Genomic DNA, 20,299 nt, shown 5'->3' with positions numbered 1-20,299 from the left:
CAAAGTCAGGAGCGCTCTGCGCACTAAGACTGTAGATAAACCAGAAGGGCTTGTAGCTACTGTCATACCCCGTGCAGAGCATAGCGTTTCTCGTGAATCAATGAGTGAAAACGCACTGAAAGTACTGTATCGCCTACACAACAATGGCTATCAAGCCTATTTAGTGGGTGGATGTGTGCGCGATGCCCTGCTGGGTAAAGATCCAAAAGATTTTGACGTAACAACTGATGCTACCCCCGAACAAATCAAAGGGCTTTTTCGCAATTGCCGATTGATTGGCCGTCGCTTTAGGCTGGCACATATTGTGTTTGGTCGAGAAATTATCGAAGTTGCCACTTTTCGTGGTCATCATGAAAATAGTGATAAAACTGAGTCTAAAGACAGTAAACACAGCGATCATGGTCAATTAATGCGTGACAATGTGTTTGGCAGCATCGAAGAAGATGCGCAGCGCCGCGATTTCACCATTAACGCTATGTATTACAATATTGCAGACTATTCCATTAGCGATTTTGCTGGTGGCATGCAAGCCATTAAAAATAAAGAAATTGCACTGATAGGCGACCCTGAAACGCGCTATCGTGAAGATCCTGTAAGAATGCTCAGAGCCGTGAGATTTGCTGCCAAATTGGATATGCATATTAGCGCAACTAGCGCCGAGCCTATTAAGCGTTTGGCACCACTAATGGCCAATATTCCGCCGGCACGGTTGTTTGAAGAAATCCTTAAGTTATTGTTATCAGGGCAAGGACTAGCAACTTACAAGTTACTGACTGAGTTTCATTTGTTTGAGCAGCTTTTTCCGCAACTGGCGCCATTGCTTTTACAAGCCGGAAGCCGTGAGAATCAATTTGTAGAGCAAGTGCTTACTAACACTGATAATCGCATTAATACTGGGCAACGAGTTACACCTGCATTTATATTTGCCGCATTTATGTGGTATCCGTTAGAAGAACGCTGCCAGCAGTTAATGGTAGAAGGGGGCCTGAATCATTTCGATGGATTTAACCTTGCCCTTAACGATGTGATGCATCGTCAAATTCAACGTATTATGATCCCTAAGCGCTTTAGTTCTACTATTCGAGAAATTTGGCAATTGCAAAATCGACTGCCTAGACGTTATGGCCGTAGAGCGTATCAAATGTTAGAGCATCCCAAGTTTAGGGCCGCTTACGATTTCCTGTTGTTACGGGGCCAAATTGAAGGAGGACAGTTACTAGAGCTTGCCCAGTGGTGGACGGATTTCCAAGAAGTAGACGACAGCCAGCGCAAGACAATGTTAGAAGAGCTACGCAAGCAAGAAGGTGGGCCAGCAAGGCGACCAAGACGCAACCGCAAAAAGCCTAAACCTAAAGCATGATCCCAGTATACATTGGCTTAGGTAGCAATTTGTCGCAGCCTGAACAGCAAATACAAAAGGCCTGTGAGAGCTTGGCTGCCATACCAGGCTCGGAACTGATTAAATGTTCGAGCTTGTTTCAAAGCCGGCCAATGGGGCCGCAAGATCAACCAAATTATGTGAACGCGGTGGCACTGCTAAATACTAGGCTTGCACCAGATAGCCTGCTGCAACACACCCAGTCCATAGAGAATAACCAAGGTCGTGTTCGTAAAGCCAATAGGTGGGGGCCACGAACTTTAGATCTAGATATCTTGCTGTTTGGTCACATGCAGCTTGATAGCCCGCATTTAACTATTCCTCATTCAGGCTTGCAGCAAAGGGAGTTTGTACTTTACCCCTTGTATGACATCGCCCCCAACTTGGTCTTGCCATCGGGAGAAAAATTATCCGATTTGGTTGATGCTTGTCCGTTAAATGGCTTACAAAAAATGACGAATTTGCTAGTCTAGAAATTCACAAAAAATCCCGTATAGTGCGCATACCATAGGTATGGTGCCTAAGCAGTTAAAAGTATTGTTTGATGATTCAAAAATTGGAGTATATCTAATGAAAAAAGTAACGACTTCAAGCTTGCTTAGCATGAAGCAACAGCAAACTAAGATCACTGCTTTAACCGCTTACGATGCTAGTTTTGCTAAATTGTTCGATGAACAAGGCGTAGATGTTTTGTTGATAGGGGATTCGCTTGGCATGGTGCTCAAAGGCGATGAAGATACTTTGAGTGTCACAGTAGCAGATATTGCCTACCATACGCGTGCAGTACGCAAAGGTGTAGAGCGTGCATTTGTAGTGGCTGATATGCCATTTATGTCTTACTCCACCCCTGAACAAGCTTACCTTAGCGCAGCAGAGCTGATGCGAGCTGGAGCTAGTATGGTCAAAGTGGAAGGTGGTACATGGCTACTAGAAACGATCAAAGGCCTTAACGAGCGTAGCGTACCAGTGTGTGGGCATTTGGGTCTTACGCCGCAGTCGGTACATGTGTTTGGTGGTTTTAAAGTGCAAGGCAGGGATGATTTACAGGCCGAAAATATCCTAGAGCAAGCCAAGCAATTGGAACAAGCCGGTATTCAGCTACTAGTGCTGGAGTGTATTCCTACAGATTTAGCAGCCAAAATATCGCAAAATGTGAATATTCCGGTTATTGGTATTGGTGCGGGAGCGCAAACCGATGGACAGATTTTAGTGATGCACGACATGTTTGGTATCAGCGCTAACTATATGCCTAAGTTTTCTAAAAACTACTTGCAACAGTGCAGCAATATGCGCGAAGCAGTAGGCCAATATATTCAAGAAGTGCAAGATGGCAGTTTTCCATCAACTGAGCACAGTTTCAATTAGTACGCAGCAAAGCCGTGAGCTAAACATACATAAGTAAAGTACGACATTATGCAAATTATTAGTGAAATTTCAGAACTGCGTGAAATCAGGCGTAGTTGGCAAAAAAGTGCCAAAGTGATTGCCTTTGTTCCCACTATGGGCAATTTACACCAAGGTCATCTTAATCTGGTACGTGAGGCCAAACTTAAGGCTGATATAGTAGTCGTTTCAATCTTCGTAAATCCTATGCAGTTTGGTCCAGATGAAGATTTAGATGCCTACCCACGAACCCTAGAAAGCGACAGCCATATGTTGCAAGAGATAGGTGTTGATCTACTATTTAGGCCTAAAGCCAGTGATATTTACGCCAGAGGTTTAGAGCAGCAGACCTTTGTTGAGGTACCCGGTTTGTCTTATATGATATGCGGGGCTAGCCGACCGGGACATTTTCGCGGCGTAGCCACTATAGTGTGCAAGTTATTTAATATGGTGCAGCCAAATCTTGCGTTTTTTGGCGAAAAGGATTTTCAACAATTACAGGTGATCAAAGCCATGGTCACTGACTTATCAATGAACCTGCAAATATATGGTGTGCCCACAACAAGAGAAGCTGATGGCTTAGCAATGAGCTCTAGAAATCACTATTTAAAAGAGCAGGAGCGTAAGTTAGCGCCCACTTTATATAAAAAAATGCAACAATTAGTCGCTGAAATACATAATGGCCGTAGGGATTTTTCCAAGCTAACCCAAGAGTACAAATTACAATTGTCCGAGTTAGGGTTTCATCCTGATTATTTAGAAATTCGAGATACAGGTACTTTGCTACCTCCTAGTCACGAAGATAATCGCTTAGTACTGTTAGCGGCATCATTTCTAGGAAAAACCCGATTAATTGACAACTTAGCGTTTGAGTTAGTAGCGCAAAAAAACTAGATTAGCTCGGTTAACTCGGTTGTTGACAGAGCTTTTGCCAAATATGAGTGTTACCCGCAAGAGCAATTTGCTCGTCTAATATATTTTGAAGGTCTGTTTCAGTGGTTAACGGATTAGCCAGTACCACTCTGAATACAGTAATGGCTTGTTCTGGGTAGGTTTTTGTTTGCAAGCGAGTTCGTGAAACAAATGATTTACCCGCCTCACGTTGTTGTTTTTGAACTATCACAGTTAGATCGTCTAATTTTTTATTGAGTGCCTCATCAATAGTAGCCTGACTCTTCATCTTGGTTTGTACATTTTGTGGATTTAATCTGTAGGTCAACAACGATAAAGTTGGAGAGGTGACTAACTCAAAGTCTGGGTGAGATTGGATCATCCGTGCAAAAATTTTGGCTTTTTCGATGCTTTGATTAATTAGCAGCTCATAACCTTGGCGCCCAAAGATGTGCAATGAGGCATAAACCATCATGGCCATACCGTTTCTTGAGCCTTCTAGTGTGGTGGCGCCTAAGTCTTTCGAGCCTTCACGTAATATATATTGTGCGTGATGGCGCACAGCGTTACTGTCATTAGGGTTTTTAAATAACACCATGCCTGCGCCCATAGGTACGTACATTTGTTTATGGGCGTCCATAGTGACCGAATCTGCTCTCTCAATGCCTTTAAGTAAACGATTGTGTTCCTTAGAAAACAAGGTCGCTCCGCCCCATGCGGCATCCACATGAAAATGACACCCTAATTCTTCGGCCACATCTGCCAGTTCATCGAGCGGATCTATATGCCCTGTTTCTGTAGTGCCTGCTATGCCTACTATTGATAAAACTTTATTTCCTTCAGCTTGAAATTGCTTGCCTAAAGCTAAGGCTTTCTCAGCAGATAAGCGCTGAGAAGGGCAGTCAATAGTCATCATCTGTTGCCTACCTAGTCCTAATAAATCAACGGCTTTAGATAAGGAATAATGCCCGCGTTTTGAAGAGATAATCCCCATTTTTTTATAGCCGTAGTGCAGCATTCCGGCTGCTAAGCCTTCTTGCGCTACCCCTCTAAATTGCGTGGTAGCGGGCATTGCTTTATTTCGTGCAACCCACAAGGCCGTAATATTGGCTATGGTACCTCCAGAGCAAAACGCCCCTAAAGCATGGTTGGCGCTGTGCAAGTAGCTTTGATAAAAATCGGCAGGTTGCTTGTAAACCAATTCATGCATCATGCCCAGCATTTGTCGTTCTAGTGGTGTAAAGGCTTTGGAGGTTTCAATTTTTACTAAGTTCTGATTTAGTCCAACTAAAAGCTTGGCTAAAGGCAAGTGAAAGTAGGGAAGGGCCGAGGTCATATGGCCAATAAAGCTAGGGGAATAGGTATTAACGGAATTGGCCACTAATTTATCGAGTAAATCTTCAGCGTGCTTTGATACAAATTCGGGAGATTCAGGTACTGAATATTCCGCAAAACTTTTCTCAATTTGAGAAAGAGAATTGACTTTAGTGACAACATGCTGCGACAGAAAATCGGCGAGATTGTCTGATAGGTGTTGTTCAATCTGTGCAAGTTTAGAATCTTTGCTTTCAGGTAAGGTAAACACCTTAAACAAATACTCTAAGCTAACCTCAGCTGTGCCCACTACTAATACCTTGTCTGAAAATTTTCAAGTCGCGCACTTTACCCTAATTCTTTGAAGAGACCAATACCCTTACTCACTCCAAATTACCACAGAGATAGGTATTATCTGGCAATTGTTAAATTGTTGTTATATTGTCAAGAATATTCGAGATAAAAAATACTTTTTTATGCAAGTTACTGAAGTAACAGATCGATTTAACTTAGACTACGTTGTTCCATTTTTCCAACCAATTATGGATCTGAAGAATAATGCAGTTTGGAGCTACGAATGTTTGGCCAGAGTTTTAACCCCTGAGCAAAACAATTATTTGCCAAGTGAATTGTTATTTTTGGTCGACAGACAACAATCCGTGGCGCAATTAACTCAATCTCTATTTGGTCGCAGCGCCAGTTATTTTAGAGACATCAATATGGCTTGGAATATCAACCTAAGCTTGGCTGACATGACCGACTCGAGCACCCTTAAATTCCTTCAGGCGCAACTTGAGCATTACCCCAACCCACAGCGTATTTCCATTGAAATTACCGCACAAAATGCTTTGGCAGAAACGGCAAAATTTGCGCAGTTTTGTGAAATTTGTAAGCTGTTAGGTATTAATATAGTTATCGACAATTTTGATCAGCAGGAAAGTGATCTACAGGCCATTCTTTGTTTACCTATTTCTGCGATTAAGGTATCTGCGGATCTGTTTGATAAAGTGGCAAAGGAACCCACACAAGAAGATTTTATTAAGGGGCTAATTTGTTCTGCCACTAATAATAAAATCGAAGTGATTGCCGAAAGGATTGAACGCCAAGATACCCTACAACTTGTTAAGCAATTAGGGGTTAAATATGCACAGGGGTTTTACTTTCGCCATCCTATGCCTAGTGTTGATTAATTTATTTTTGATTTAAATCGGCCAGCAGTTGCCAGCTATCTTGGCCACTTTCCCAGTATTTACGTTCAAAGGGTGTAATGGCATATGCACTCTTATAAAGCTTGATATGATTATTAACAAGAGCAATATCTAAAGCGGCGGCAAATTCCTGTATGTACAATTGCCAATTGCTTCTTACTTCAAGTATTCCACCCAGTTTTAAGATATCTTTTAGCGCTGAGGTTGCATACCAACGACGTTGCAAGTGTGCCGATTTAGGATAGGGGTTGGGATACAATAAAAAGTGCTTGCTAAGCTTTTTACCATCTAAGATCAGTAGCCTTAAAAAATCGTTGAGATCGGCTCGTAACACCAAGTAATTTTGTTCATCGCTAGCATAGGCTTGATGCTTATTAGTACGTAAAGCAGACTTATCAATCCCAATGATTCGGGCATTTGGATGGGCTTTTGCAATATTTACTGTGCTTTCACCGACGCCGCAGCAAGAATCTAAGATAAGGTCGCCTTGCCAATTTCCAAGCCATGTTACCGCTTCTTGGTAGGCTTGCTTTGTGTGGTCAGTCAAAGGTCGTTGGCTGTCATTGCCAAGTTGACGTGTCACTACCTTTTGTAGGTTTTTGTGAACCCCTAATTGATTGGTCGTAATGGAGCGCGCTTGTTGTTTCATAATGTTAGCTTCTAATGCCTACGCCACGACTAATAAGAGAATATGCCCAAGCAAACAAGACGATGTTAAATATCACTAAGATACTTAAAGAAGTTAAGTAGCTAATCTCAGAAACTCCGAGAAAACCATACCTAAAGCCACTGACCATATATACGATAGGATTGATCTTACTGACCCACTGCCAGAATTCAGGTAACAAGGTTAAGGAGTAAAATACTCCGCCCAAATAAGTTAAAGGCGTTAGGATAAAGGTTGGAACTATGCTCACATCATCAAATGAATTAGCGTAAATACCGTTAATTAATCCAGCTGTTGCAAATAACACCGCAGTTAACACTAAAGTGACTAAAATGATGAGAATATTGTGAATGTGTATATCCACAAAAAACATTGAAACAAAGGTCACTATTACACCTACTAGTATGCCCCGAATGGCACCTCCCCCCACAAAGCCAGCGATGATAATCCAATTAGAAACCGGGGCCACTAGCATCTCTTCAACGTTACGTTGATATTTTGCACTGTAAAATGACGAGGAAACATTGGCATAGGCATTAGTGATAACCGCCATCATAATGAGCCCAGGTACAATAAATTCCATATAACTAAAGCCGCCCATATTGCCTATTCTACTGCCTATCAGGCTACCAAAAATGACAAAGTACAGTGTCATAGTAATGGCCGGTGGTAACAGTGTTTGCACCCAAATTCTCAAAAACCGTAAACATTCTTTGCGCCATATAGTTCTAAGGGCCACCATGTTTAGACTATTCATGGCTGCCTCCTACAACTTGTGCCTGGGTTGAGCTTGTTTCTTCTGATGTACGTCCTGATTCGAGCATTCTAACGAATAGCTCTTCTAATCGATTGGATTTATTGCGCATGCTTAACACTTGGATCTGTTGTTGTGTGAGTTGTTCAAATACCCCATTAAGGCCAGCCTCTTTAGGTACATCAACCTCTAAGGTGTGCTCGTCAACTAAGCGGCTTGTAAAACCCTCTAAGGTTAGCGCGTTGACATTTTTAGATAAATCCAGCACAAAAGTTTCAATATTTAAAGTGGCAAGTAACGCTTTCATACTGGTATTTCTAACAATAATACCCTTGTCGATAATGGCAATATTGCGACATAACATTTCGGCTTCTTCAAGATAATGGGTGGTTAATATAATAGTGACCCCCTGCTGGTTGATCTCTTGTAAGAATGACCACATAGAGCGGCGGATTTCTATATCTACACCTGCGGTTGGCTCGTCAAGAATTAACATTCTAGGTTGGTGCATCAGGGCTCTGGCGATCATCAAACGTCTTTTCATGCCACCGGAGAGCTGCCTAGCAGGGGCATTGCGTTTGTCCCAAAGATCGAGTTGCTTAAGATATTTTTCGGCTCTGGGTTTAGCGACACTTTTAGGTACACCATAGTAGCCGGCCTGATTAAGCATGATCTGAATTAAAGGCTCGAACTGATTAAAGTTAAACTCCTGCGGCACTAACCCAATACAAGATTTTGCCTCAATAGGTTGACTGGCTAGGGAATACTCAAACACATCAACTTGCCCTTGGGTCTTATTCACTAATGAGCTAATGATACCTATAGTGGTTGATTTGCCCGCACCATTTGGTCCAAGCAAAGCAAAAAAATCGCCTTGTTTTACTTCCAAATCAATACCCTTTAGAGCTTGGGTGCCACCCTTATAGGTTTTAGTTAATCCTTTGATACTCAATGCGTTCATGTCGACTGCCAGCTGATGTGATTAATAGAATTGCCTTAAGGCTGCAAAGCAGCTCAGCATTTTGGGTATTGTATCTTTTTTTCAGTTAGCAAAATGACAAAAATTATATGTGATATAACAATTACGCGGGGAAACCTATGAATAATAAAGGGTGGGCGTGAGATGAGGCGCTACAACTTTATTATATGAATAATAAACAAACAAAAGGGCAGAGGCCCTTTTGTCGCAAATAAAAGACAGTTGATTAGCAGTCTTTGGGGTCTTTGCCTAGCTTTTCTTTGCTGGCAATACAGGCTTCTTTGAGTTTTTCAGCTGAATCAGCCTTTACTCCGGCAGCTTTTTCTTTTGCTACATCCATTGCATCTGAGGTTTTTTCAGCTGTGGCATCGTATGCGTCGCTAGCCTTATCTTTGACTTCTTCATAAGTCTCAGTTGCGCTTTCTGTTAAATCGCTTGCTACGTCTTTGGTAGCATCTAGGGCATCAGACGCTGTTTCAGCCGTTGCATCATAGGCCTCTTTGGTTTTATCTTTAACATTGTCATATGCTTCAGAGGTACTTTCCTTTAAATCACTGGCCATATCCGCTGCGTTGTCGGCAAGTTCAGACGCGCCTTTTTTGGTTTTGTTATACAAGTCGGCAGATTTTTCCTTAGCTTGGGTGACCATGTCTGGATCAGCTTTTTGGGTGGATTGTTGGGTTGGTTCAGTGCAAGCGCTTAATCCAAGGCTAAATGTAGTCAGTGTTATTGCAAGGGTGAATTTTGATAAAGCCATTAGTATTATTCCTAGTTATATTTAAATTGAAAAGCATGAAGCTTAGGTTGCTTACACACATGGCAATTTCTGTTCCACATCTATAACTCATTGATAAATATGTTAATAATCAGAGTTGCCAGACAGGTTATGTCAGTTACTGATATTTTTTGTCTGTCATTGGATACAGCACTTAGTATGCAATAAACCAAGCCTATGCTTATATGGCGATGGCTGTGACTACATATCTATGTGTTGGATCAGGCAACATACTGTCGAAAGGATAGCAAGTGATCAGCGTTAAGCTGGAAGGCTCAGATTCAAATGGGTCACTGGTGTTAGTTTGCATATATTCAACCTGTGATTGATGGGCGATACGCAACATAGTGACCTTAAACTGTTGTTCAGAGTCTCTGGTTTTTACGTTAATTGTTGCTCCTATTTGTAGCTTTTTTAGGCTATTAAATTGGGTGTCGCGATGGCCCGCTATCACGCTGTTGCCTGCTTCCCCAGGCAAAGGAGTTGCACTTACATGACTGGGTGCAAAAGCTAAGTTTCTACCACTAGCTCCTGCCAACACATACCAATTGCGGTCATTGATGGTTAGTTCAGCAATAGGGTGAGTATCTGCCCAAGGCCAAGGTTGGTGTTGCTCTCCTGATTGCAGACTTTTGTGCCAAGCGTCGGCGATTAAGTATTGAGCCAACTGTGCCTTGGCAAATATATATAGTCCACCTGAAAATTGATAAATCCCCAACAACAAAGATAGCAATAGCCATTTATGTCGACTGACTGAAAATATTAGTTTTGAGACAAAATTATTTTTCTTGTAAGTAAGTGCATACATAGTGCTAATCCCATTAAAATTAAACCTATTGTTATTCTTAGCTGAGCAGTTGTGGACGTTTGTGGTAGTTGACCCTGTATGCTAGCGGAGCGATATAAAGCGCCTTTTGGCATTGGGTTTAGCAGCTTTTGCTCTTTAACTGGTAATGCAAGAGGGCGAGTTGGCGTAACATCTACTGCCACTAAACTGGTGTATTGGCTCACCATGTGATGAGCCAACGCCGTCTCTGTGATTAGATGTTTGTATGTTTGTTGTTCGGCATCAGAGCTGTTTACTGCATGACCGGCTCGACGCTTATCTCTGGTAAGCTGGCCTATTTTCTGTCTTGCCCATAAAACATTGAGGCCAGATTGCCTCGTTTCCCCGTTTATAACTAAAGGCGACCCCCAAGGTTTTTGTTGGAATTGTGCTTTTATATTTACGTTAGAAAAATTGTCTGCAAGATTACTACCAGATATTTTATAGCTAAGTACTAAAGGTTCGCCTTTGTATAAATCGCTAATAATGTTGGGATAAAACTCTAGCTGCGGATCAGATTGCAACGGGTAGTCATTTAGCTGTAATTCGATATCGGTAACAGCGGGGTGTTGTAATTTGCTTAACAAGCCAAGCATTTTTTGTTGCACCTGTTCCACCGAGCCAATATAAGTAAAGGTGCCTCGCCCCATTTTGGCTGCTTCAGTCATAAAATAGCTGTTGGGTGCGCTGCCAATGCCCACAGTAAATAACCGCGAATCACCTAATTTTTTGTTGATCAACGTCATTAAAGAAGCTTCGTTAGCCACACTGCCATCAGTAATAAATATTATTTGGCGCAAGCCAGTCGATAGCTGTCCCTTGGGCTGAGCAAAGGCCAGTTGTAATGCACTTTGCATTTCGGTGCCTCCATTGGCCGATAAGCTATTAACAAAGTGTTTGGCTTGTTGTTTATTATTTAGGTCGGCTGGTTTTGGTGACTTCCAGATGTGTTGAGCGTAGTTATTAAATTCAATGATATTAAAGCGATCCTTTGGTTTTAGTTCATCAATGGCTAGCAAAAGTGCCTGCTTTGCTTGTTGAATAGAGTCGCCTTCCATGGAACCTGATGTATCTAATACAAAAATAACCTCGCGGTTTTGGCTTAATTGAGAGTGTTGTTTTTTGTGTGGTGGCAGTAACATGATCAAGCCATATTTGTCGCCATTAACCAACTGAGTAAAATGCGCTGACTGGGGGGCCGCACCCAGCTCTGGTTGCCAGTTCAAGACAAAATCTTGATTGGCCTGGCTGTTTTTTACCAGTTGAATATGCTGACTACCATCAGGTAGCGGGTTAATCTTAATGGGGTGAAACTCGCTACTGATATTTTGCACCGAAAAACCTGCCTGCAAGTGCACCTGCAATTCAATATTGTTAGTTTCAGGGCTGTGATTTTGAGAAAAGTTAGGCTGAATTTGTGAGGCTTCAGTGGTGCCTTTGGGCTGATATCGCGGCGTGATAGTCAAAGGAAAACGTAAGCTATATTGCTGTTGTTCAAAAGGGATGCGCTGTTGATATTCAATGCTCACTTCGATGGTTTCGCCCGGGCCGATATTAGCAATACGATTAGAAAATATATTGGGTCGCTGCTGTGCGATTAAACTGACTTTCTTGCCCTCGGCTTTGGCTTGAAGATAACGCTTTTTTGCCTCATCTTTTTCTGTAATTACCCCTTCTATTTTGCGGTCACCTATTGTCATCAATAAATGATCGACTGCGGCATTTTCCGGTAAAGGGAATACGTAAAGTGCACTCACCCACTCTGTACCTGCATTTCTAAAGGTTTGAGTGAGCTTGGTACGGGCTACAATACCTGTTACTTTAATGTCCACTTTGGTTTTAAGGACAGGGCTGAGTGAGTGTTGCTGCACTGTTTCGTCCTGAATAACCTGCTCATTGATAAAGTACAAGGTGCCACTTTGGGCTGAGTGAAAGTCCTTAACAGGGAGGTTACTTAGGCTGCTGTCAGGGGCTAAAACTTTGGTGCTTGCATTGAGCGCAGTGTTTGGATTGTTGCTAAAAGCAGGCATCACAAATTGTAATGCCCCTATTGCAATAATCGCCAAACTAACCACCGCAAGCTTGGGGAGTGATGACATAAAAGTTTCCTTATTGGTTTGCGGCTGTCATGGCGCTTTGTTTATTGGATACTTTCAGCATCACGCGGCGGTCGAAAAAGTCGTCTTCAAAATTTACACCTGCGCTTACTAATTCAGACTCTCCAAAGGAGTAAGTAATTACTTGCTCTTTTTTAACGCCTTTAGATATCAGGTATGATCTAACGGATAAGGCACGTTGCTCAGACAAGACTTGGTTAAAACTGCTGTCACCACGTTGGTCTGCAAAGCCCGACAAGGTAATAGTCAGTTTAGGATTTTGTTGTAGTCTTTGGGCCAGCAGATCAAGTTGTGATTTATAGTGCTGTTCTAAAACGTAGGAAGCAGTTTTAAATTGAATGTTAGCTTGTATTTCTGAGGTGTTTTGCAGCAATCTGGCCTGTTCTAAGGCATTATCCATAGAGGCTATTTGCGCCAATGCCTGTTGTTTTTGAGCTTCAATATCTTGTTGTAATACTACTAATTGTTGCTCTTTTTGTTGCAACGATTGGCTGGCCTTTTCCAGCTTATTGTCAGAATTAATGTCGTTGGCAACCATTCCGCCAAATATGGCAGCGATAACCCCGCCAAAGGGGCCGCCGATTGCGGTCCCTATGATGGCGCCCGAACTGAAACCTATTAATTCATTGGTTTTTTCTTGCTGCTTGTTTGGCTCGGCTAAGGCGCTACTTGATAGCAAACAAGTGAAAGCGATTGAGGTAGTGAATTTATGTTTGTTGATGTTCATTATTTTTCCTAAAGGTGATTGATGAATTCCTCTCTAGTAAACAAAGAGTGTGTGGCTGTTTCGGGGAGGAAAAATGGCAAACTTGAGGTCAATTGTGGCGAAAAAATGGAAATTGATTGATTCGGCCATTTATCAACTAAACCAATAGAAGTTTTGCGATATAGTGCCATTAACAATTGAACAGGCGGCCAGTATGTCGAAACGTATCGCCTTGGTAGAAGATGACCAAGCACTGAGAGAAAATTATATTGCAGCCCTTAGCAAGCAAGGCTATGAGGTGCAAGCCTTCGCAAATCGACAAAGCGCCGAGCAGGCGTTTTCTCATCAACTACCGGATTTAGCGATTATTGATATTGGCCTTGAGGATGAAATTGACGGAGGCTTTGCGGTTTGCCAGCAATTAAGAGGTTTATCTAAAACCTTGCCTATTATCTTTTTTACCGCGCGAGATAATGATTACGACACCATTTGTGGTTTACGTATGGGCGCCGATGATTATTTAACTAAAGATATCAGTTTGCCCCATTTACTGGCTCGCATAGCGGCTTTGTTTAGGCGTACCGAGTTACTAAATAGACCGCAAATCCAAACCGACCTAATTCAAACAGGCGACTTGCTGATGGACAGTAAACGTATGACTGTAAGCTGGAAAGGCCAAAGCATCGAACTGACTGTTACCGAGTTTTGGATGTTGCACGCCATTGCCAAATATTCTGGCCATGTTAAGAGTCGCCAACAACTTATGGATGAGTCTAAGATGGTGGTGGATGACACAACTATCACTTCACACATTAAACGTATTCGCAAAAAATTTATGCAATTCGATAGCGCCTTCGATTGTGTAGAAACAGTGTATGGCATGGGTTACAGATGGAAAATTCAGTGAATAAAACCCCAGTAATACGTGAACTGATGAGTTACATCTAGATGAGTAAATTTCGTTTTGGATTGCGCTTAAAGCTACTGTTTTTTTCGTCGTTTTTATTGGCTATTCCCTGGTTGGGTTACCAGTACGTGTGGGAAATGGAAACTTACCTGCGTATCGGTCAAGAGCAAACTATGGTGGGTACCGCTCGGGCAGTAGCCACCGCCTTACACGAGCGCCCATTGTTATTTGACAGCCAGTCCGCGTATTTAGCCGATGTTAAGCCGGGTACCGATTTATACGCTCATAAAATTGCATACCCAATACAATTAGACGGCAAGCTAGATGATTGGCAAGACTACCAGCATTTAGCTATTGCTTATGGCCAACAGAATCTAATTGACGCTATTCAAGAATATCAACCTGAAAGTTTACACTTCACCCATATGGTGGGGCAGTACGACAAATATTTGTACGCTATGTTTGCGGTAACCGACAACACTGTGCTGCTCAGGCCAAGTAACAGTTTGCGTATTGATAAAAACGACCATCTGCAAATAGCCATGACCGACCAAAGCGGCTTGTTTCAGCGTTATATTATTGCGCCGTCCCAAGCGGGGTGGGTAAACGCCTATTTATTAAAAGATAGCTTAGACTCGTTGCAACCCGCTAGATTAGAAACCCAAATACAGGGGCAATGGCGTAATACTGCAAAGGGATATCACCTCGAATTACGTTTTCCCTTGGCTATGATGTCGAGCAAAATTGCCTTTGCGATTGTGGATGTGGATAATCCACAATCCCGAGCAACAGAGCACATCATAGGCACAGCTAATCCATCGCAAGTGGACTCACTGGGCACAGTATTGGTGCCTTCACCCGATATTGAAAAAATTCTCAAGGGTCTTAAGTATTCCAATGCCAGAGTATGGGTAGTGGACAAACACAGACGAGTGTTGGCACGTTCTGGCGAAATTCACAGCGCATCTGGGGTACAAAATAAACCTACTGTAGGTGTAGCAAATAATGGGCAATCAGCGAGTGCCAACAGCTGGTGGAAATACCTCGAAAACAACTGGTTGCTGCCCCTCTATTATCAAATATTAACTAAGCCTCCGGCTGATTTTGTGGATGATTTACGGGATGCCTTTGCCTTGCAGGGTCAAGATATCAGTCAAGCGCTGGCTGGTACACCTAGCTCACTGTGGCGATTGAGTTCAGATAATAAGGCAGTGATTATGTCGGCAGCTCATCCTATTTACATCGATGAAACTGTGATGGGGGCGGTAGTCGTTGAGCAAACCACTAATGGGATCCGCACTTTAAGAAACAAAGCCCTAGAGCAGCAGTTTCACTATATTTTACTGGTAATTTTAATCAGTACCTTAGCGTTATTTATTATTGCATCCCGTATTTCATGGCGTATTCGTAGCTTAAGAAATGACACCGAAAACGCCATCGATCAACAAGGCAAAATCATTGGAGATATAGTGCCTTCAAAGACTCGAGACGAAATTGGCGATTTATCTCGTACCTTTACCCATGTACTTAGCCGACTTAGTCAATACAACACCTATTTAGAAAATATGGCATCCCGTTTGTCACATGAATTACGTACGCCCGTGGCTATTGTTAATTCATCTTTAGACAACTTGTTACTAGAAGATCAAAAGCCAGAGAGTAAACAATATGTCGATCGAGCAAAGCAAGGGATTACGCGGCTAAGCAAGATACTCTCGAATATGAGCGAAGCCACACGATTAGAGCAAGCTATTCAAAGCAGTGAGCCAGAAACCTTTGATTTAGTAGAGTTAATCAATGGTTGTGTGGCAGGTTATCGCCTAGCTTACGCCTCAAGAGATTTTGAGGTGCAAGTCTCAGTTTCAAACTCTACTTTTCACGGTGCCCCAGAACTATTCGCCCAAATGTTAGACAAAATCATTGCCAACGGAGTGGAATTTAGCGAGCTAAATTCGGTGATTAATCTGCAAATGGTAAATAGTGACCAAGGCTATGTGCTCACCATCAGTAACCAAGGTAGTGTGTTACCAGAAAACATGCAGCATCAATTGCTCGATTCTATGGTGTCGGTACGTAAGCAGCAAAACACCGAACAACCTCACTTAGGCTTAGGTTTATATATTGCAAAGATCATCGCCCAATATCATCATGGTGAAATAAGGATCGATAACCTAAAGGATAAATCTGGTGTGGTTGTTACCTTGGAGTTTAAGGTTTAGTGACCTTTGTGTTTTCGCGCCATGCCCCAGCCAATCATACCTGCTCCAAGGATGGCACCAAGCCATGCAAAAGGTAAGGCTGCAGGAAATATCTGTTTGGCAAAGATAATGGTTAGCATCGAAAAAATACACAATGTCCATGCCACTAATTCAACTTTGCTTAAATATTTAGTCAGAGAAAATGTCGTTTTTTTAGGTGAATTAGGCATCACTACATTCCTTGTTATTTGGCTTAAAACTACTCGCTTTGGTATAAAGCACCATGCACAAAAGGCGCTAAAGCAAGAAGAGTCGCTTGGCGATACACACTTTCTCTGGTGGCTAAACCTTTGGTCAACAGGCCAATGGCGCCGCCTTTTTGCTTTACGTTCTTGGTATTAAAAAACCTGTCCATTACATCACCCAGTTCTTCACCTTCGGTAAGGCTTTTAAAAATAACTTGAGGAAGAGGTAAGTTACAACTACGACCGACCGAGATTTGCTCACCCTTAGCTATGGCAACAAAAGCAAAGGTGGCTGGCCCATAATCAAATTGGTCTACACCACCTTCAATCGCCACATAAAAGTCAGCTTGATGACGAGTTTGGCAGTATTTTACTCGATTAATGGCGCCTTGTTGGGTTTCAGCAGTGGTCATAGGTTGTTGTGCCACACCAGAAGGCGCATCTAATCCAATACATTCGACTTCATCTGCGGAAAACATATCGCATATGGCGTGTTTGGCGGCGCTAATTTTTACAGGATTGTTTGAACCTACAATTATTTTTATCATTGGGTACTAAGGCCAGCAGGTCCTAAATTACGATTAATTGAACAGCATTAAACACAACAAAAACCATTACAGCAAATTAATCAGTTGTTTGTCGCAAAATAGCAACACTATCAGTGTCAAATTTTTGGCAATGATTGCTCGAAAACCTTGAGATCACAGGGTATAATCCCATCTGTTTGTATAATAACAATAAAAAGAGATACTTAGACAGCAATGAAAAATGTACCCCCAGAATCTTTAATTCGCACTTGGGTGTGGATGATGTCAGAAAACAACGATCCTGAACTGATGAATAAAGGCCGCAAAAACCTGATCAATGCATTTGGGAGTTTACAAAAGGCAATTCAATATATTGAGCAGCAAGTTGATCTAAGCGAAAAGAAATAAAGACTAACCTATTTGAAAATTCATCATTTAAAAGGGTATATCCAGTCGATTTATTTGGTTGAGTATCCAGACAAACTGCTGTTACTTGATGGCTGTTGTCGTGCCGATATTCCAACCTTAAAACAATATATCGTGGATGAACTTCGCCGCCCCCTAACCGATTTGAAGCTGATTGTTGTAACGCATATGCATGCCGACCATGCGGGCGCCGCTCATAAGTTACGAAAACTAACAGGTTGTAAAATTGCCAGCGCTAACTTACCAAAACAATGGTATGCAGGGCTAGGTGGGAGGGTGATGCATCTAGTCGACATGATGTTAGCCCTATGGGTAGCAAATAGAATAGCTAAACCGTTGAAAAATTTATGGTATTCACCTCACTTAACAGTGGACCATGCCTTGGTTGATAACGACATTTTGCCCGGTTTTGGTGATTGGTGTGTGTTAGAAACTCGCGGTCATACAGACAGAGATTTATCTGTGTTGCACTTGCCAAGCAAACGTTTATACGTGGCTGACTTATTGGTTAATGTAAAAGGCCGCTTTATCCCACCTATTCCCGTGTATTTTCCAGATCAATATTTAGCGTCGGTTTTAAAAGTTAAAGAGTTACAACCTGCGTCGATTATGTTGGCACACGGTGGCGAAGTACAGTTAACCGAAAAAGACTATCAACATATCTTAACCGTGGCTCCCAGACACCCAGTGACGATTTGGGGCCCTGCAAAAAACACTATAAAACGCTTACTTCTTAGAAAAAAGGGGTAATGTTCTAGCCCATGCTTTGCTAGTTCTAAGCGGCAACCAATTCTTAAAATGATGCCCTCTAGCTTGATTTCCACATAAAGGTTAAATTTATGTTAATTGTGCTAGCTCATTGGTGGCATTCTAATCTAAGATAAATTCGGCGTGCTGCTTTTGTTATACAGTTTTAACTATTCATAGATGAATTGGGCGGCGCATTGTGTGATCTTTTATAGGGAAAATCCGTGGCTTTCAAATCTGACGACGACAAAAAAGCATATTGGCGAGCCAATATTCACTTGCTACTTAAATTATTGGCTATTTGGTTTATGGTTTCTTTTGGCTGCGGGATCTTGTTTGCTGAAGCACTAAACGCAATCCAGTTTTTTGGCTTTAAATTGGGTTTTTGGTTTGCCCAGCAAGGCGCTATTTACATCTTTGTTGCCTTGATATTTGTCTATATACATAAGATGAATAAGCTCGATAAACAATTTGGTGTAGCAGAGGAGTAGCAATAGATATGGATGTTAAAACCCTCACGTTTTTGATTGTTGGTGCGTCATTTGTATTGTATATCGCCATTGCAATATGGGCACGAGCGGGCTCGACTAAAGAGTTTTACGTAGCTGGTGGCGGCGTTAACCCTATAGCCAATGGCATGGCCACAGCAGCTGATTGGATGTCGGCGGCGTCTTTTATCTCTATGGCTGGATTGATTTCCTTTATGGGTTACGACGGAGCGGTGTATTTGTTGGGCTGGACTGGTGGTTATGTGTTGTTGGCGCTGTGCCTAGCCCCCTATTTACGTAAATTTGGCAAGTTCACTGTGCCAGATTTTATCGGTGACCGCTATTATTCACAAACGGCGCGCACTGTTGCAGTGTTGTGCGCTATTTTTATCTGTTTTACCTACGTAGCAGGGCAAATGCGTGGGGTAGGGGTGGTGTTTAGTCGTTTCTTAGAAGTAGACATTACCTCTGGTGTGCTGATAGGTATGGGGGTTGTGTTTTTCTATACGGTGTTAGGTGGCATGAAAGGCATTACCTATACCCAAGTGGCGCAGTATTGTGTGCTGATTTTTGCTTATTTAGTTCCCGCTGTGTTTATCTCTATTATGATGACAGGTCATGTATTACCGCAAACGGGCTTTGGCAGCACTTTAGCCGATGGCTCGGGTATTTACTTACTCGAAAAATTAGATGGGTTATCACTCGAGCTCGGTTTTAACGAATATACCAGCGGTACCAAGACTGTGTTTGACGTATTTTGTATCACAGCTGCGCTAATGGTAGGTACGGCAGGTTTACCACATGTTATTGTGCGCTTCTTTACTGTGCCTAAGGTGCGTGACGCCCGTAAAAGTGCGGGTTGGGCCTTATTGTTTATCGCCATTTTATATACCACTGCACCTTCTATCGCCTCATTCGCCCGAGTCAATATGATTGAAACCATTAATGGCCCAAGTACGCCAGAACAACTAGCAACAGGCACAGAATATGCTAAAGCCCCAAGCTGGATCGCTAACTGGGAAAGAACAGGCTTAATCAGTTGGGAAGATAAAAATGCCGATGGAAAAATGTTTTACTCGGGTGATGAACGTAACGAAATGACAGTAGACAGGGATATTATGGTTTTGGCGAATCCCGAGATTGCCGATTTGCCGGCTTGGGTGATTGCTTTAGTGGCGGCGGGTGGTGTGGCTGCAGCGCTGTCTACGTCTGCTGGTTTATTGTTAGTGATTTCTACCTCGATCTCCCATGATTTACTGAAACGTAATTTAGCGCCGAATATTAGCGATAGAGCTGAGTTATTCTATGCTCGTTTTGCGGCGGCTGTGGCCATTTGTGTGGCTGGGTGGTTTGGGATCAATCCACCTGGTTTTGTCGCCCAGGTTGTAGCATTTGCGTTTGGTTTGGCGGCGGCATCGTTTTTCCCAGCTATTATTCTGGGGATTTTTTATAAACAAATGAATAGCCAAGGTGCTATTGCAGGGATGTTATCAGGCATTGTGTTTACCGCTGGCTATATCATTTATTTCAAGTTTATTAACCCTGCTGGCAATATCCCCGAGAATTGGTGGTGGGGGGTATCTCCTGAAGGAATTGGAACCATAGGCATGTTAGTGAATTTTGCGGTGGCTTTTACGGTTCATCGCTTTAGCGACGATGCGCCACAACAAATCCAACAATTGGTAGAAGATATTCGTTACCCAAAAGGCGCAGGCGACGCGCAATCACATTAGCACTACTGCCACACAAATAGGGGTATTTGG

General features: G+C 42.5%; 21 protein-coding genes. 11 read left to right on the top strand and 10 right to left on the bottom strand.

What is annotated here, in order from left to right; all coding sequences use genetic code 11:
• Nucleotides 1-64: 64 nt before the first annotated feature.
• The 4 genes from pcnB to panC all read left to right on the top strand — a co-directional run bounded on the left by pcnB (nt 65) and on the right by panC (nt 3,655).
• On the top strand, nt 65-1,360 hold the full coding sequence (gene pcnB / locus Q0688_RS11080) for a polynucleotide adenylyltransferase PcnB (RefSeq protein WP_299076169.1): 1,296 nt from the start codon (nt 65-67) through the stop codon (nt 1,358-1,360).
• Complete coding sequence (folK, locus tag Q0688_RS11075) at nt 1,357-1,851, top strand: 2-amino-4-hydroxy-6-hydroxymethyldihydropteridine diphosphokinase (protein ID WP_299076132.1); 495 nt, start codon at nt 1,357-1,359, stop codon at nt 1,849-1,851. Before pcnB ends, folK begins: the two co-directional genes overlap by 4 nt.
• Before the next feature lie 97 nt (nt 1,852-1,948).
• Nucleotides 1,949-2,743: a 3-methyl-2-oxobutanoate hydroxymethyltransferase gene (panB, locus tag Q0688_RS11070; protein WP_299076129.1), complete on the top strand. Its 795-nt coding sequence runs from the start codon at nt 1,949-1,951 to the stop codon at nt 2,741-2,743.
• A 48-nt stretch (nt 2,744-2,791) separates the two neighbouring features.
• Nucleotides 2,792-3,655, top strand: a complete 864-nt coding sequence (gene panC / locus Q0688_RS11065) for a pantoate--beta-alanine ligase (protein WP_299076126.1) — start codon at nt 2,792-2,794, stop codon at nt 3,653-3,655.
• Between the two features lie 10 nt (nt 3,656-3,665).
• On the opposite strand, the gene panP is transcribed toward panC, so the two are convergent.
• Nucleotides 3,666-5,276, bottom strand: a complete 1,611-nt coding sequence (gene panP, locus Q0688_RS11060; protein ID WP_299076123.1) for a pyridoxal-dependent aspartate 1-decarboxylase PanP — start codon at nt 5,274-5,276, stop codon at nt 3,666-3,668.
• A 166-nt stretch (nt 5,277-5,442) separates the two neighbouring features.
• Here panP and Q0688_RS11055 point away from each other — a divergent pair, with 166 nt between their 5' ends.
• Entirely contained in the window at nt 5,443-6,156 is a 714-nt protein-coding gene (locus Q0688_RS11055; protein WP_299076121.1) for an EAL domain-containing protein, read from the top strand.
• Nucleotide 6,157: 1 nt separating this feature from the next.
• Here the strand turns inward: Q0688_RS11055 and Q0688_RS11050 are convergent, their stop codons facing one another.
• The 7 genes from Q0688_RS11050 to pdsO all read right to left on the bottom strand — a co-directional run bounded on the left by Q0688_RS11050 (nt 6,158) and on the right by pdsO (nt 13,019).
• Nucleotides 6,158-6,823 carry an SAM-dependent methyltransferase gene (locus Q0688_RS11050; RefSeq protein ID WP_299076118.1) on the bottom strand — a complete coding sequence of 222 codons (666 nt, stop codon included), beginning with the start codon at nt 6,821-6,823 and terminating at the stop codon, nt 6,158-6,160.
• A 4-nt stretch (nt 6,824-6,827) separates the two neighbouring features.
• On the bottom strand, nt 6,828-7,598 hold the full coding sequence (locus tag Q0688_RS11045) for an ABC transporter permease (RefSeq protein ID WP_299076116.1): 771 nt from the start codon (nt 7,596-7,598) through the stop codon (nt 6,828-6,830).
• Nucleotides 7,591-8,556: an ABC transporter ATP-binding protein gene (locus Q0688_RS11040; RefSeq protein WP_299076113.1), complete on the bottom strand. Its 966-nt coding sequence runs from the start codon at nt 8,554-8,556 to the stop codon at nt 7,591-7,593. Before Q0688_RS11040 ends, Q0688_RS11045 begins: the two co-directional genes overlap by 8 nt.
• A 244-nt stretch (nt 8,557-8,800) precedes the next feature.
• Nucleotides 8,801-9,331, bottom strand: coding sequence for a hypothetical protein (locus Q0688_RS11035; RefSeq protein WP_299076110.1), 531 nt, complete (start codon nt 9,329-9,331; stop codon nt 8,801-8,803).
• 199 nt (nt 9,332-9,530) lie between these two features.
• Nucleotides 9,531-10,157, bottom strand: coding sequence for a class GN sortase (locus Q0688_RS11030; RefSeq protein WP_299076107.1), 627 nt, complete (start codon nt 10,155-10,157; stop codon nt 9,531-9,533).
• Nucleotides 10,112-12,274 (bottom strand): marine proteobacterial sortase target protein, encoded by a 2,163-nt coding sequence (locus Q0688_RS11025; protein ID WP_299076104.1) that lies wholly within the window; start codon nt 12,272-12,274, stop codon nt 10,112-10,114. The genes Q0688_RS11030 and Q0688_RS11025 overlap by 46 nt, the downstream gene beginning before the upstream one ends.
• A 10-nt stretch (nt 12,275-12,284) precedes the next feature.
• On the bottom strand, nt 12,285-13,019 hold the full coding sequence (pdsO, locus tag Q0688_RS11020; RefSeq protein ID WP_299076101.1) for a sortase-associated OmpA-like protein PdsO: 735 nt from the start codon (nt 13,017-13,019) through the stop codon (nt 12,285-12,287).
• A gap of 193 nt (nt 13,020-13,212) precedes the next feature.
• On the opposite strand from pdsO, the gene pdsR reads away from it, so the two are divergent.
• Entirely contained in the window at nt 13,213-13,905 is a 693-nt protein-coding gene (gene pdsR, locus Q0688_RS11015; RefSeq protein WP_299076098.1) for a proteobacterial dedicated sortase system response regulator, read from the top strand.
• A gap of 41 nt (nt 13,906-13,946) precedes the next feature.
• Nucleotides 13,947-16,124 carry a proteobacterial dedicated sortase system histidine kinase gene (gene pdsS, locus Q0688_RS11010; RefSeq protein ID WP_299076095.1) on the top strand — a complete coding sequence of 726 codons (2,178 nt, stop codon included), beginning with the start codon at nt 13,947-13,949 and terminating at the stop codon, nt 16,122-16,124.
• Here the strand turns inward: pdsS and Q0688_RS11005 are convergent.
• Nucleotides 16,121-16,333, bottom strand: a complete 213-nt coding sequence (locus Q0688_RS11005) for a hypothetical protein (RefSeq protein ID WP_299076092.1) — start codon at nt 16,331-16,333, stop codon at nt 16,121-16,123. The genes pdsS and Q0688_RS11005 overlap by 4 nt on opposite strands.
• A gap of 29 nt (nt 16,334-16,362) precedes the next feature.
• On the bottom strand, nt 16,363-16,896 hold the full coding sequence (yjjX, locus tag Q0688_RS11000; protein ID WP_299076089.1) for an inosine/xanthosine triphosphatase: 534 nt from the start codon (nt 16,894-16,896) through the stop codon (nt 16,363-16,365).
• A 213-nt stretch (nt 16,897-17,109) separates the two neighbouring features.
• On the opposite strand from yjjX, the gene Q0688_RS10995 reads away from it, so the two are divergent.
• The 4 genes from Q0688_RS10995 (at nt 17,110) to Q0688_RS10980 (ending at nt 20,269) form a co-directional block, all read left to right on the top strand.
• The gene (locus Q0688_RS10995; protein ID WP_299076086.1) at nt 17,110-17,283 is read left to right on the top strand and encodes a hypothetical protein; all 174 of its coding nucleotides are present in this window, start codon (nt 17,110-17,112) and stop codon (nt 17,281-17,283) included.
• 12 nt (nt 17,284-17,295) lie between these two features.
• A complete protein-coding gene (locus tag Q0688_RS10990) occupies nt 17,296-18,051 on the top strand; it encodes an MBL fold metallo-hydrolase (RefSeq protein ID WP_299076083.1) in 756 nt (251 codons plus the stop codon).
• 221 nt (nt 18,052-18,272) lie between these two features.
• Complete coding sequence (locus Q0688_RS10985) at nt 18,273-18,539, top strand: DUF4212 domain-containing protein (protein ID WP_299076080.1); 267 nt, start codon at nt 18,273-18,275, stop codon at nt 18,537-18,539.
• 8 nt (nt 18,540-18,547) lie between these two features.
• Nucleotides 18,548-20,269 carry a sodium:solute symporter family protein gene (locus tag Q0688_RS10980; protein ID WP_299076077.1) on the top strand — a complete coding sequence of 574 codons (1,722 nt, stop codon included), beginning with the start codon at nt 18,548-18,550 and terminating at the stop codon, nt 20,267-20,269.
• Nucleotides 20,270-20,299: the final 30 nt, after the last annotated feature.

Source organism: uncultured Paraglaciecola sp. (assembly GCF_937123705.1).
Taxonomy (GTDB): Bacteria; Pseudomonadota; Gammaproteobacteria; order Enterobacterales; family Alteromonadaceae; genus Paraglaciecola.
The sequence above is the reverse complement of the archived record's forward strand: the minus strand, read 5'-3'. Positions and strand labels throughout refer to the sequence as shown.